Consider the following 14011-nt stretch of genomic DNA (forward strand, 5'->3'; position numbering starts at 1 on the left):
CGTCATGCCTGATGTTGTGCGAGTCATTCCTCAAGTCAAAGGAGCGGGACGTATCGCGGGCATATCGAAAACGCCATACGTTCCGGCAACGGCACACGGCGTTGCCTTGAGGAATGACCCACAGCGAAACGACCCGCATCACCGTGTACGGGTGCGGCCCGGACGAAGCCGTATTGTTCCGCGAGTTGGCGCCCGGTCTCGGCGTACGGCCGGTCATCACCGACGCACCGTTGTCCGAGAACAATGCGGAACTGGCCGTCGGCGGCCGCTGCGTCAGCGTAGGCCACAAGACCGTCATCACCCGTGCCGCACTCCGCGCACTCGGTCGAGCCGGCGTCACGTACATCTCCACACGGAGCATCGGCTGCAACCACATCGACGTGAAATATGCGGACAGCATCGGCGTCTTCGTGGAAAACGTCTCGTATTCGCCGGACAGCGTCGCCGACTACACGCTGATGCTCATGCTGATGGCGCTACGGGACGCGAAAGCCACCGTCCGCCGCACCGACCTGCATGATTACCGACTGAGTGAGGTGCGCGGGAGGGAACTGCGCGATCTGACGGTCGGCGTGATCGGGACGGGCCGTATAGGCGCGGCGGTCATGGACCGGCTCCGGGGGTTCGGCTGTCGCGTCCTGGCCCATGACAAGCGCCCCGTGGACCGTCCCGGCCCCCGTGCCGAGCACGTTCCGCTCGACGAACTGCTGCGCCGGAGCGACCTGGTCACGCTGCACACGCCGCTCACCGCGGCCACGCACCACCTGCTGAACCGGCAGCGCCTGGCGCGGCTGAAGGACGGCGCGCTGATCGTCAACACCGCACGGGGCGGGCTCGTCGACACCGAGGCGCTGGTCCAGGAGCTGGAGAGCGGCAGGCTGGGCGGCGCGGCGCTGGACGTCGTGGAGGGCGAGGAAGGCGTCTTCTACGCCGACCGCCGGGACGAACCCGTGGAAAGCAAAGCGCTGTTGCGACTCCAAGAACTGCCGAACGCGCTCATCACCCCGCACACCGCCTACTACACGGATCACGCCCTGCACGACACCGTGCGGAACTCCCTCACCAACTGCCTGACGTTCGAAAGCGGGAATCAGCATGCCTAGGCTCAAGGTCGGCGTCGTATTCGGAGGCCGTTCCGAGGAACACCCCGTCTCCCTCAAGTCCGCGCGCGAGGTGGCCCAGAACCTCGATCCCGAGAAATACGAGCCCCTCTACATCGGGATCACCAAGAGCGGCGCCTGGAAGCTCTGCGACGGGCCCGACCCGGGATGGGAGAACGGCGACTGTCGTCCGGTCGCGCTGTCGCCGGACAGCGACACACACGGGCTGCTCGTGCTGGAGGAGGGCCGCTACAGCACGATCCGCCTTGACGTGGTGCTGCCCGTCCTGCACGGCCCGTTCGGCGAGGACGGCGCGATGCAGGGTCTGCTGGAACTCTCCGGCATCCCCTACATAGGCTGCGACATCCAGAGTTCCGCGCTGTGCATGGACAAATCCCTCGCCTATGTCGTCGCCGGAAGCGCGGGAATCTCCACACCGAATTTCTGGACCGTCACGGCGGACGAGACCGTCGACCCCACCCGGCTCACCTATCCGGTCTTCGTGAAGCCGGCCCGGTCGGGATCGTCCTTCGGCGTCACCAAGGTGTCCCGGCGGGAGGAACTTCCCGGTGCGGTGGAGACGGCACGGCGGTACGACGCGAAAGTGCTGATCGAAGAGGCCGTCGTCGGCAGCGAGATCGGCTGCGCCGTTCTCGGGAACGAGTCCGATCTCGTCGTGGGCGAGGTGGACCGGATCGCCCTCTCCCACGGTTTCTTCAGGATCCATCAGGAAGACGCCCCCGAGACCGGTTCCGACAACTCCACGGCGATCGTTCCCGCCGACATTCCGGAGGACTCACGGCTCCTCGTCCAGGAGACGGCCAAGGCCGTGTACCGCGCCCTGGGATGCCGGGGCCTCTCGCGGGTGGACATGTTCCTCAGGGAGGACGGAGAAGTGGTCCTCAACGAGGTCAACACCTTTCCCGGCATGACCTCGTACAGCCGTTATCCGCGAATGATGGCGGCGGCGGGTCTGCCGCTCTCCGAGGTGATCGACCGGACGGTCTCCCTCGCCCTGACAGGCAAGACCCGATGAAGCCGATGAAGCCGATGAAGCCGGTGAAAATGGCGAGGCCGATGGAGTCGACGACGGACGACTTCTTCTACGTGGACGACCTGGCCTCCGGAATACGCTGGGACGCCAAGTACGCCACCTGGGACAACTTCACCGGCAAACCGGTGGACGGATACCTGGCCAATCGAGTCGTCGGTACGAGAGCCCTGTGCGCGGCCCTTGAACGGGCGCAACGAAAGGCCGCGTCAGCGGGGTTCGGCCTGCTGCTCTGGGACGGCTATCGCCCGCAGCACGCCGTCGACTGCTTTCTGCGCTGGTCGCGGCAGCCGGAGGACGGCCGTACGAAGTCCCGCCACTATCCCCGTATCGGCAGGGCCGAGATGTTCGAGCGGGGATATGTGGCCGCCCGGTCGGGGCACAGCCGGGGCGGCACCGTCGACCTCACGCTCTACGACCTGGCCACGAACGAACTCGTCCCCATGGGCGGCGACCACGACCTGATGGACCCCGTCTCCCACCACGGCGCCCCAGGCATCACACCTGCCGAGGCGCGGAACCGCCGGCACCTGCGGTCCATCATGGAGGCCTGCGGATTCAGCGCGTACGAGCGCGAGTGGTGGCACTACACGCTCGACGACGAGCCGTATCCGGACACCTACTTCGACTTCCCCGTCGCGTAGGCCCACGGGCCACCACCACAGCCGCCGGGACCGTGATGCCGGTCCCGGCGGCTTGTTGCCGCTCGGCCCACGTCCACGGCGGCTCAGAGCGCCTTCAGCGCCTCCGTCGTCGCGTGCGCCAGTGCCGCGATGTACCCCTTCGGCAGCTTCGGGCTGCGGATCACGACGGAACGCCAGTACAGGGGGCCCGAGATCAGGTCGAGGGCCAGTTCGTCGTTGAGGCCGGGCCTGATCTCACCGCGCTGCTCCGCCGCCACGATGATCTTGCTGGCGACGCCCTCCTGGCCCTTCTGCAGAGCGTTCTGGAGAGCCTCGGCGATCTCGGGGTTACGGGCCGCCTCGGCCTGGAGGTCCGGGAGGATCTGCGAGGCCACGGGGTGCCGCAGCGCCCGGGACGTCACCTCGTACAGCATCTGCAGGTCGTCCTGGAGCGCGCCCGTGTCCGGCACCGGCAGGCCCAGCACCGCGATCTCCGAGACGACGTCGAGGACCAGGTGCAGCTTGGAACGCCAGCGGCGATACACCGCGGTCTTGCCGACGCCCGCGCGGCGCGCGATGCCCTCTATCGACATCCGCGCGTACCCGACGGCCGCGAGCTCCTCGAAGACGGCTGCCCGAATGGCTTCCGTCACGTCCTCGCGCAGTACGGCGGCTCCGGCCGGGGCACGGCGGCGCGGACGGGTCTGCGGCGCGTCGGCGTTGGTCGTCATGCGGACCAGCATAGGGCGTAGCGACGAAACGGTCCCGTTCCGACGCGATGCGGCGCGGACGGGGGCGTTGCGACGATACGGCAGCGTCCCGACGCACCACGTCACGACGATACGGTTACGTCCCGACGTCATTCGTGACGACGAAACGGTTGCGTTCCGACGCTCACTCGTCCTACGCTCACGTTGCGACGATACGGTCCCGTCCCGACGTAAGAAAACGTGAAGAGACACGTAAGGAAACATCGGGTGACGGACCCACCCGCCGCACCCGCACCACGCACCACCACGCATCACGCGCCACCCCACCCCCCGAACGAAAGCAGCGGATGTGAGCCAGGTCCTCGACACACCGCCCCCCACAGCGGCCCCGGCCGACGACGACCTCGCGGCCCTTGCCGCCCGTCACGGCCTCGCGGTCAGCGGTGCCCGTCCCTCCCTGCCCGTGTACGTCAGCCAGTTGTGGGCGCGGCGACACTTCATCACCGCGTTCTCGACCGCCAAGCTCACCGCGCAGTACAGCCAGGCGAAGCTGGGCCAGGTCTGGCAGGTGATGAACCCGCTCCTGAACGCGGCGGTGTACTTCTTCATCTTCGGTGTGCTCCTGGGCACCAAGAAGGGCGTGCCGGACTACATCCCGTTCCTGGTGACGGGCGTGTTCATCTGGACGTTCACGCAGAGCTCGATCCTGGCGGGCACCCGCGCGATCTCCGGCAACCTGGGCCTGGTGCGGGCGCTGCACTTCCCGCGAGCCGCGCTGCCGCTCTCGTTCTGCCTCCAGCAGCTCCAGCAGCTGCTGTTCTCGATGGCCGCGCTGGTCGTGATCCTGCTCTGCTTCGGCGTGCCGGTCTCCGCGTCCTGGCTGCTGGCGATCCCGGCGCTGGTGCTCCAGTTCACCTTCAACGCCGGCGTCTCGATGATCATGGCCCGGATGGGCGCCAAGACGCCGGACATCGCGCAGCTGATGCCGTTCATCCTGCGCACCTGGATGTACGTCTCCGGCGTGATGTGGAGCATCGACAAGCTGGCCAAGGGGCACCACGACTGGCCGCACTGGGTGGTCCCGGTCCTCCAGTCCAACCCGGCCGCCGTCTACATCGACCTGATGCGCTACGCCCTCATCGACAGCTTCCACTCCAGCCAGCTGCCGCACCACGTGTGGCCGATCGCGGCGGGCTGGGCCCTGATCGCCGGCGTCGGCGGGTTCATCTACTTCTGGAAGGCTGAGGAGACGTACGGCCGTGGCTGACATCGAGAACGACCAGATCCCCACCGTCGTCGTCGACGGCGTCGACATCGTCTACCGCGTCAACGGCACCGGCGCCGGCAAGGGCTCCGCCACCGCCGCCCTCAACCGCATGCTGCGCCGGGGTCAGGCCGAGAAGGCGGCGGGCGTGCGCAAGGTGCACGCGGTCAAGAACGTCTCCTTCGTCGCGTACAAGGGCGAGGCCATCGGCCTGATCGGCACCAACGGCTCCGGCAAGTCGACGCTGCTGAAGGCGGTCGCGGGCCTGCTCCCGGTCGAGAACGGCCGTATCTACACCGACGGCCAGCCCTCCCTGCTCGGCGTCAACGCGGCCCTGATGAACGACCTCACCGGCGAGCGCAACGTCTACCTCGGCGGCCTCGCGATGGGCATGTCCCGCGAGCAGGTCAGGGACCGCTACCAGGAGATCGTCGACTTCTCGGGCATCAACGAGAAGGGCGACTTCATCACCCTCCCGATGCGCACCTACTCCTCCGGCATGGCGGCCCGCCTGCGCTTCTCCATCGCGGCCGCCAAGGACCACGACGTGCTGCTCATCGACGAGGCGCTCGCGACCGGCGACCGCTCCTTCCAGAAGCGTTCCGAGGACCGCATCCGCGAGCTGCGCAAGCACGCGGGCACGGTGTTCCTGGTCAGCCACAGCAACAAGTCCATCCGCGACACCTGCGACCGGGTGCTGTGGCTGGAGCGCGGCGAACTGCGCATGGACGGCCCGACCGAGGACGTCCTGGCGGCCTACGAGGACTTCACGGGCGGCCCCGACAAGGCCAAGCCGCAGCCGAAGGTCGCCGCCTGACGCCACGGCACATGAACTCAGAACCGAACCACGACTGAGCTACGACGACGAGGGCGCCCGGGACTTCACCGTCCCGGGCGCCCTCATGGTCGTAGGCCCGAAGGAAGGGCCGTAGGCCTTACGAGTGCTGTCGCAGCAGCGTCCTCATGGTGCGCATCGCCACCGAGAGGTTGGCGAGGTCGAAGGCGTCCGAGCCCTGGATCTCCTCCAGGGTGACGCGCGCCCGGCCGAGGATCGCGGCGTTCTTCTCCTCCCAGGCCTTGAAGCGCTGTTCGGGGGTCGAGGTGCCGTTGCCGACCGCGAGGACGTCGGCCGTCAGGGCCGAGTGGGCCGCGTAGAGGTCCTCGCGGATCGACGCGCGGGCCATGGACTGCCAGCGGTCGGCGCGGGGCAGCTCGATGATGCGGTCCATGAGCTGGGTGATGTGGAGCCGGTCGGCGAGGTCGTAGTAGACCTCGGCGACGTCCATCGGGTCGCGGCCCATGCGGTCGGCCACCGAGACGATGTCCAGCGTCGGGAATGCGGAGGAGAACCCGGCCACGCGCGTGGCGAGTTCGTCCGGGACGCCGGCGCCGCTCAGCTCGTCGTAGATCTTCTGGTACCACTCCAGGTCCGCGCCCCGCAGCAGCTTCGGCAGCTGCGACCACACCAGTTCGACGCGGTCGCCGAAGAACTCGACGGTCTCGGCGAGCTGGAGCGGCTGCGGCCGGTTGTTGAGCAGCCAGCGCGTGCCGCGCTCGACCAGGCGCCGCGAGTGCAGCCGGATCCGGGTCTGCACGGCGGCCTCGACGCGGTTGTCGAGGGACTCGACGCCGTCCCACACCACGCCGGAGCGGAAGATCGCGCGGGCCACGGTCTGCGCCCGGACGATCTCCTCCAGCGACGCTCCGGTCTCCTCGCGCAGGCGGTGCAGATAGGTCGTACCGCCGGTGTTGACCGTGTCGTTGACCAGGACGGTCGTGGTGATCTCGCGGTGCAGCGGGTGGCTGTCGATGTGCTCGGGGAACTGCTCGCGCAGCGCGGTCGGGAAGTACGCGTGCAGCAGGGTGCGCAGGTACGGGTCGTCCGGCAGGCCGGTGTGCAGGAGTTCGTCGGCGACCGTGATCTTCGTGTACGCCAGCAGGACCGCGGTCTCCGGGCTGGTCAGGCCCTGGCCCTGGGCGAGGCGTTCGCGGATCTGGCGGTCGGTGGGCAGGAACTCCAGGGCCCGGTCGAGGTGGCCCTCGCGCACCAGGTGCTTCATGAAGCGCTGCTGGGCGTGGAGCATGTCCTTGGACTGGGCGAGCGCGTTGGCGATGGCGGTGTTCTGCGCGTAGTTGTTGCGCAGCACCAGGCGGCCGACCTCGTCGGTCATCTCGGCGAGCAGCTTGTTGCGCTGCTTGACCGTCATGTCGCCTTCGGTGACCAGGCCGTTGAGCAGGATCTTGATGTTCACCTCGTGGTCGGAGGTGTCCACGCCGGCGCTGTTGTCGATGGCGTCGGTGTTGATCTTGCCGCCGTGCAGCGCGAACTCGATCCGGCCGAGCTGGGTCAGGCCCAGGTTGCCGCCCTCGCCGACGACCTTGACGCGCAGGTCGGCGCCGTCGACGCGGATCGGGTCGTTGGCCTTGTCGCCGACGTCCGTGTGGGTCTCGGTGGAGGCCTTCACATAGGTGCCGATGCCGCCGTTCCACAGCAGGTCCACCGGCGCCTTGAGGATGGCCTTCATCAGGTCGGCCGGGGTCATCTTGGTGACCTTGTCCTCGATCCCGAGGGCCTCGCGGACGTGGGCGTTGACGGGGATGGACTTGGCGGTACGGGGGAAAATGCCGCCGCCCGTGGAGATCAGCTCGGTGTTGTAGTCCGCCCAGCTCGACCTCGGCAGCTCGAAGATGCGGCGGCGTTCGGCGTAGGAGGTGGCCGCGTCGGGCTTCGGGTCGATGAAGATGTGCCGGTGGTCGAAGGCGGCGACCAGCCGGATGTGCTCGCTCAGCAGCATGCCGTTGCCGAACACGTCACCGGACATGTCGCCGATGCCGACAACGGTGAAGTCCTCGGACTGGGTGTCGACGTCCAGTTCGCGGAAGTGCCGCTTGACGGACTCCCAGGCGCCGCGGGCGGTGATGCCCATGCCCTTGTGGTCGTAGCCGGCCGAGCCGCCGGAGGCGAAGGCGTCACCGAGCCAGAAGTTGTAGGACTCCGCGACCCCGTTGGCGATGTCGGAGAAGGTGGCGGTGCCCTTGTCGGCGGCGACGACCAGGTAGGTGTCGTCCTCGTCGTGCCGTACGACGTCGGCGGGCGGGACGACCTCACCGGCGACCATGTTGTCGGTGATGTCGAGGAGCGCCGAGATGAACGTCTTGTAGCTGCCGATGCCCTCGGCGAGCCACGCGTCCCGGTCCACGCCCGGGTCCGGGAGCTGCTTGGCGACGAAGCCGCCCTTGGCGCCGACCGGCACGATGACGGTGTTCTTCACCATCTGCGCCTTGACCAGGCCGAGGATCTCGGTGCGGAAGTCCTCACGCCGGTCGGACCAGCGCAGGCCGCCGCGCGCGACCTTGCCGAAGCGCAGGTGCACGCCCTCGACGCGCGGTGAGTACACCCAGATCTCGAACGCGGGGCGCGGGGCCGGCAGGTCAGGGATGGCCTGCGGGTCGAACTTCATGGAGACGTAGTCGTGCGGCTTGCCGCCCGCGGCCTCCTGGAAGAAGTTGGTGCGCAGGGTCGCCTTGATGACGGTCAGGAAGGACCTGAGGATCCGGTCCTCGTCCAGGCTCGCGACCTGGTCGAGCGCCGCGTCGAGCTCCTCCAGGAGGGCGTCGACGAGTTCGTGGCCGGCGCGTTGCCGGTCCGGCGACATCCGCGCCTCGAACAGGGAGACGAGCAGCCGGGTGGTGTGGACGTTGTGGCGGAGGGTGTCCTCCATGTAGTCCTGCGAGAACGTCGAACCGGCCTGGCGCAGGTACTTGGCGTACGCCCGCAGGACCATCGCCTGACGCCAGCTGAGCCCGGCGCTCAGCACCAGGGCGTTGAAGCCGTCGTTCTCCGCCTTGCCGGTCCAGGTGGCGGCGAAGGCCTCCTGGAAGCGCTCACGGCCGTCGTCGCCGAGGTAGTCGCCGCCGCCGTTCTGCGACTTGGGCATGCGCAAGCCGAAGTCGTAGATCCAGGCGACGCTGCGGTCCGAGCAGCGCAGTTCGTACGGCCGTTCGTCCGTGACCTCGACGCCGAGCCGGGTGAGGACCGGCAGCACCGCGGACAGGGAGATGGCGTCACCCTTGCGGTAGATCTTGAAGCGGCGCTCCTCGGGGGCGGAGCCGACCGGCTCGTACAGGCTCAGGGCGAAGTCGTGGCCGTCGGCACCGCCTTCGGCCCCGGCCTCGGTGAGCTTCTCGATGTGGACGAGGTCGGCGACCGCGGAACGCGGGGTGTGGTCGGCCTTGTAGCCCTCGGGGAAGGCGTTGCCGTAGCGACGCGACAGCTCCGCGGCGCGCTCCTCGCCGAGCTCGGCGTTGAGCGCCTCGGCGAAACCGTCGGCCCAGGAACGGGCGGCTTCGACCAGCCGGGTCTCGATGCGCTCCTTGTCGCTGTCACTGAGCTGCGGCAGCTCGGTGCCCTGCGGGACCCGGACCACGAAGTGCAGCCGGGACAGGATCGACTCGGTGTTCCAGGCGGTGAAGTCGACGCTGATGCCGTCGAGTTCCTCCTTGAGGATGTCGATGATCCTCAGGCGCACGCCGGTGGTGTAGCGGTCGCGGGGCAGGTAGACGAGGGCCGAGTAGTAGCGGCCGTACTCGTCCTGGCGCAGGTACAGACGCAGCCGGCGCCGCTCCTGGAGGTACAGGACGGAGGTGGCGATCGACTCCAGCTCGTCGGCGGGGGTCTGGAAGAGCTCGTCGCGCGGGTAGGTCTCCAGGATCTGGAGCAGGTCGCGGCCGTCGTGGCTGTTGGGCGAGAAGCCCGCCCGCTCCAGCACCTCGTCGACCTTGCGCCGGATGACCGGAACCCGGCGCACCGATTCGGTGTAGGCGGCGGAGGAGAACAGACCGAGGAAACGCCGCTCGCCGACGACATTGCCGGCCGCGTCGAACTTCTTGACACCGATGTAGTCGAGGTACGACGGCCGGTGCACGGTCGCCCGGCTGTTGGCCTTGGTCAGCACGAGGAGGTTGTGCTCACGGGCCTTGGCGCGCGCGTCGGCGGGCAGCCGCTCGAAGGACGGGCTGACCGGGTGGCCCTCCTCCCCGGCGTGGTGCGGGTCGGAGCGCAGGATGCCGAGGCCGGTGCCGGGGACGGCCGCGAGGGAGTCGTCCTCGCGGAGCTGGTACTCCCGGTAGCCGAGGAAGGTGAAGTGGTCGTCGGCCAGCCAGCGCAGCAGCTCGCGGGCCTCGTCGATCTCCATGTCGCGCAGGTCGCTGGCGACGGGCTCGGCGGGCAGTTCGTCGGCCATCCGCAGGGCCGCGTCCCGCATCTTTTCCCAGTCCTCGACGGCCTCGCGGACATCGGACAGGACGCGCAGCAGGTCGGCGGTGATCTGCTTCAGGTCCCCGCGGTCGGTCTCGCGGTCGATCTCGACGTGGATCCAGGACTCGGTGTGCGCGTCGTGCGGGAGGTCACCGGCCGGCGGGACGGTGAGGATCTCGATCAGCCTGCCGGTGAGGTCGCGGCGGACGACGACCTGGGGGTGGATCACGACATGGATGCCGCGCCCCTGCCGGGTCAGCTCATTGGTGACGGAGTCGACGAGGAAGGGCATGTCGTCGGTGACCACCTCGACGACCGAGTGGGTGCACGTCCACCCGTTCTCCTCCACGGTCGGCGTGTGGACCCGCACGTTGGCCGTGCCCTGCGGGCGGGTCTCGCCCAGCCGGAAATGGGAGAGCGCGGCGCCGTAGACGTCGATCGGGTCGCGGTCCGTGAGGTCTTCCGGAGCGGTGTGCAGGTAGTAGCGCTGGAGGAACGCGAGCACGGTCTCGCTGTCCGGGGTGTCCGGGGTGCGGGGGGTGTCCTCGTCGGTCGTCCCAGTCGGTAGGTGCCCCCCGACCGGGCTGTTCTCAGCTACCCGGGCGGCCCTCTCGAGCAGCTCGGCCTTTGCTTCGTCCAGCTTGGTCTGCATTGTCCTCTGACTCCTGTCGCGCGCCGTTGCGTGACGTAGAAGGAAGTACGGTCTCTTCTCCTGCGGCTCGCCGCCACGGCCCGGGGTCTCCGGTCTCCTTCGACGCTATGCCGCAGGGTGAGATGAGCGGGGGGATATCAGCCATTCTCGACACGCCCGACAGGTGTGACGCTGCTCTCTGCCGCGTCGCTGACGAGGGTGTACGCGGCGTCATGAGGGCCCTTACGACCCCGTCCCGCCCGCGAGGACCAGCGGCCGCCGCCCGGCCACGGAGGTGTTCCGTGCGAACCGGGCGCAGGGCGGAGGCCACAGCGCCCCCGCGAACTATCGCGCTGATCACGCCACCAAGGCTATCGCTCCTTACAGGGGGGTCGTCATGAGCCGTATGTGTACAAAACCGGGGGTGGAAGTTTGACAGTCTGCACAGGGGCGCAAGCGACGAACCCACCGTAAGAGGACACGCCGTCCGACATACCGTCCGCCGTACAGCGGACCGCCCGACGCCCCTTCAAGGCGCCGCCGCCCCAGCCGCGAGGCCGGTGTCCCCTCAAGACACTCCGTCCGAGCTGCGGGCAGTCGTGCCGCTGGGGCGGCACGGGTGGGCGCAGCGGCACCCACCCAGCGGCGGCGAGCGAAACCCACCCCCGGCCGACAGCACCCAGGGCACATCTCAGTCACCCGGCGCTACGACACCCGGCACCCGGCACCCGGCACCCGGCACCCGGCACCAACCGACCTCACCCCGTCACCCCGCTATTCGCTCAGCCTCCGCCACCGCCTCCGCCAGGGTGTCCACGACCGGCACCCCCACCCCCCTCGAGACTGGCCCGACTGTGCGATCCCCCCGTGTACAGCACAGCCCGCGCCCCCACCCGCATCGCCGCCACCGCGTCATCCGCGGCGTCCCCGATCACCACGGTCCGAGCGGCGTCCACCCCCACCAGCGCGGCGAGGTGCCGCTCCATGTGCTCCGCCTTGCTGCCCCCCGAGGGCCCGGTCCGCCCGTCCACCCGCAGGAAGTGCGCCTCGATCCCGAACCCGCGCACCAACGGCACCAGCTCGTCATGCACGTACATGCTGAGGATCGACTGGCTGCGTCCGGCCGCTCCCCACCCCGTCAGCAGCTCCACCGCCCCGTCGGTCAGCCGGCACGCCACCCGGTGCTCGGCGTAGTAGCGATGGAAGGTCTCGTCCATGACCTCCCACTCGGCATCGGTGGGCAGCCGCCCCAGCAACCGCTCGTAGAACTTCGGCACCGGCACGCAGTACAGCGCCCGGTACTGCTCCATCGTGATCGGCGCCAGCCCCAGCTCGCCGAACGCCGCGTTCGTCGCCCCGATGATCGCGGCGTTGTCGTGGAACAGCGTGCCGTTCCAGTCCCAGACGATGTGCGCCCCTGTCAGCTTCCCCATGCCAAAAACGTACCCGCCCCCACTGACAATCAAGAGACCAGCAGGTCACCGCGGGTAAAACCGCCCGCAGGGCAGGATCAGCCGCCCCATCCCACCAGGTTGGGAATCTCCTGCGTCGCGTACCACAGCAGCTCGTGGTCCTCGGCCCCGTCCACGACGAACTGCGCGTCGTCGTCCCCGCCGTCCGCCGCCTCCAGCGCGTCCACGGCGGCGGTGACGTCCTCCTCCGCGTCGTCCGAGTCGACGTGCACCGCGGCGGCCTTGGCCAGCTTCACCGTCCCGGCGACCCGCACCTCACCGAGCGCCGCGGGGTCCAGCGCCCGGTCGGGGTCGGCGACCGCAGCCCCGTCGGCCACGTCCACGGCCACCACGACCCGGCGCCGCGCGGCTCCGGCGTCCGCCGCGAGCAGCCGCAGCGAGGCGAGCGCGGCCCGGTTCAGCGCCGCGTACTCCAGTTCCTCGATGTCGTCGGAGAGGTACCACTCACGCAGGGCGGGTGTGACGGCGTAGGCGAGGAGCGGCTCGGCCCCCAGCTCACCCGTCTTGTACGCCTCGGCGAGACCGGGGAGGGTCAGGGGGACGTAGACGCGCATGGCTGGCCGCTTTCGTGGTCGGAGAACGTGATCGGAGGGGCTCCGCGAAGGCCTTCAGGATACGTGCGGGCGTCCCCTTTCGAGTCCCTGCCCAGCCTCCCTGAGGCGTCCACCCCGCTCCCGGAATTCACCCGCCCCGCCCCCGGGATCATGGGCTTCCAGCCCCTCCCATCACCCTGATAGGTGAAGATTCCGGCCGCCCGACCCAGCCCTCGGCTTCCTTGCCGTCGTGGCCCACGGCCCCGTACAAGATCCCCAAGCACGAAGTTACCGCTCGGTACTTTCCGGGCTCGCAGAACGGGGATCCCGTGAACAAGGTCATGACCAGGGCCCAGCACCACTCCGGCACCCGCCCGCCCGCTCGCCGCGACTCCCGCCGCCCCGGCGGCACCCCGCCCCGCACCCCCGGCGGCAGCACCCCCCGCACGGCCCCGGGCGACGGCCGCCCACCGGGCTCCCCCGGCAACGGCCCGGACGCCCGCACCGGGCCCGCGGACAACCGCCCGCAGAGCAGCGGCCCCGGCCGGAGCGGCACGTCACCCACCAGCCGACCCGGCACCACTCACGGCCCCACGACCACCGTCACACCCGCCACGACCACCGGCACTGCGGCCGCCGACGCGGGCAGCACGACCACCACCAGCAGCACCCCCTCCCGAGCCACTGCCGCGCTCACCGGCACGCCCATCACGAGGCCGCACCCCCACACCTCAGCCGCCACAGCGCCCGGCACCACCACGCACCCGCACCCCACCCCGGACGTCACCCCGGAGGCCACCCCCCTCGTCCCGCCCCAGACCCCCCGCCGCCCGCTCGTCCCCCAGCCCCGCCCCACCGACCGTTTCGCCGACCTCCTCCTCGCCGTCCTGAGCGGTCAACGCCCCGTCCACTCGATGCTCCGGCACACCGCGGGCCGCGCCTACGACGAACTGGCCTGGCTGGCCGAACGCGGCCCCCTGCGCACCCGCGGCACCCACCCCGTCGTCCGCGACATCGGCTACTACGTCCCCCGCGCGGGCGCCGTCGAGGCCTTCGCCCGCATCGGCGCCGGCGACCAGGTGCGCGCCATGGCCTTCCGCCTGGAACAGGGCCCGGACCTCCGCTGGCGCTGCACAGCGGTCGAACTCGGCGGCCCCCGAGCCCCCCGCCCGGACGACGACTGACGCCCCCGGAAAGCCCCAGGAAGCCCCCGGGAGGGGAAGCCTCTAGAAGTCCCCTTGAGGCCCTGGTAGCCCTGGGAGGCCGCACCCTCCCGCCCCACCGCACGCCGAAGGGCCGGACACCCTCGAGTGACCCGGCCCTTCCACCGCCACAGCACCCTCAGGCACCGCAGCCTCAAATCACCCGGC

General features: G+C 69.6%; 9 protein-coding genes and 1 pseudogene. 6 read left to right on the forward strand and 4 right to left on the reverse strand.

Annotated elements, in window-relative coordinates:
- Nucleotides 1-113 precede the first annotated feature (113 nt).
- Genes AC2XR2_RS17140 through vanX form a run of 3 tightly spaced genes read left to right on the forward strand, consistent with a single transcriptional unit; the run spans nt 114 to nt 2795 of the window.
- Nucleotides 114-1103, forward strand: coding sequence for a D-isomer specific 2-hydroxyacid dehydrogenase family protein (locus AC2XR2_RS17140; protein WP_491515505.1), 990 nt, complete (start codon nt 114-116; stop codon nt 1101-1103).
- The gene (vanA-Sc, locus tag AC2XR2_RS17145) at nt 1096-2136 is read left to right on the forward strand and encodes a D-alanine--(R)-lactate ligase VanA-Sc (protein WP_491515506.1); all 1041 of its coding nucleotides are present in this window, start codon (nt 1096-1098) and stop codon (nt 2134-2136) included. The genes AC2XR2_RS17140 and vanA-Sc overlap by 8 nt, the downstream gene beginning before the upstream one ends.
- A 41-nt stretch (nt 2137-2177) precedes the next feature.
- The gene (gene vanX / locus AC2XR2_RS17150) at nt 2178-2795 is read left to right on the forward strand and encodes a D-Ala-D-Ala dipeptidase VanX (RefSeq protein WP_491518460.1); all 618 of its coding nucleotides are present in this window, start codon (nt 2178-2180) and stop codon (nt 2793-2795) included.
- A gap of 83 nt (nt 2796-2878) precedes the next feature.
- On the opposite strand, the gene AC2XR2_RS17155 is transcribed toward vanX, so the two are convergent.
- Nucleotides 2879-3517 carry a TetR/AcrR family transcriptional regulator gene (locus AC2XR2_RS17155; RefSeq protein WP_491515507.1) on the reverse strand — a complete coding sequence of 213 codons (639 nt, stop codon included), beginning with the start codon at nt 3515-3517 and terminating at the stop codon, nt 2879-2881.
- A gap of 316 nt (nt 3518-3833) precedes the next feature.
- Here AC2XR2_RS17155 and AC2XR2_RS17160 point away from each other — a divergent pair, with 316 nt between their 5' ends.
- Together AC2XR2_RS17160 and AC2XR2_RS17165 are read left to right on the forward strand one after the other, a co-directional pair.
- The gene (locus AC2XR2_RS17160) at nt 3834-4751 is read left to right on the forward strand and encodes an ABC transporter permease (protein WP_449349688.1); all 918 of its coding nucleotides are present in this window, start codon (nt 3834-3836) and stop codon (nt 4749-4751) included.
- Complete coding sequence (locus tag AC2XR2_RS17165) at nt 4744-5565, forward strand: ABC transporter ATP-binding protein (protein ID WP_491515508.1); 822 nt, start codon at nt 4744-4746, stop codon at nt 5563-5565. Before AC2XR2_RS17160 ends, AC2XR2_RS17165 begins: the two co-directional genes overlap by 8 nt.
- Nucleotides 5566-5683: 118 nt before the next feature.
- Here AC2XR2_RS17165 and AC2XR2_RS17170 read toward each other — a convergent pair whose 3' ends face one another.
- The 3 genes and pseudogenes from AC2XR2_RS17170 to AC2XR2_RS17180 all read right to left on the reverse strand — a co-directional run bounded on the left by AC2XR2_RS17170 (nt 5684) and on the right by AC2XR2_RS17180 (nt 12662).
- Complete coding sequence (locus AC2XR2_RS17170; RefSeq protein ID WP_491515509.1) at nt 5684-10657, reverse strand: NAD-glutamate dehydrogenase; 4974 nt, start codon at nt 10655-10657, stop codon at nt 5684-5686.
- Nucleotides 10658-11402: 745 nt separating this feature from the next.
- Nucleotides 11403-12069, reverse strand: a pseudogene (locus AC2XR2_RS17175) (HAD family hydrolase).
- Between the two features lie 77 nt (nt 12070-12146).
- Nucleotides 12147-12662: a DUF6912 family protein gene (locus tag AC2XR2_RS17180; RefSeq protein ID WP_381305978.1), complete on the reverse strand. Its 516-nt coding sequence runs from the start codon at nt 12660-12662 to the stop codon at nt 12147-12149.
- 308 nt (nt 12663-12970) lie between these two features.
- On the opposite strand from AC2XR2_RS17180, the gene AC2XR2_RS17185 reads away from it, so the two are divergent.
- Nucleotides 12971-13825, forward strand: coding sequence for an Rv3235 family protein (locus AC2XR2_RS17185; protein ID WP_491515510.1), 855 nt, complete (start codon nt 12971-12973; stop codon nt 13823-13825).
- The last annotated feature ends 186 nt before the right edge of the window (nt 13826-14011 follow it).

The sequence above is a fragment of the Streptomyces sp. LS-MS-L19 genome, from assembly GCF_058382285.1.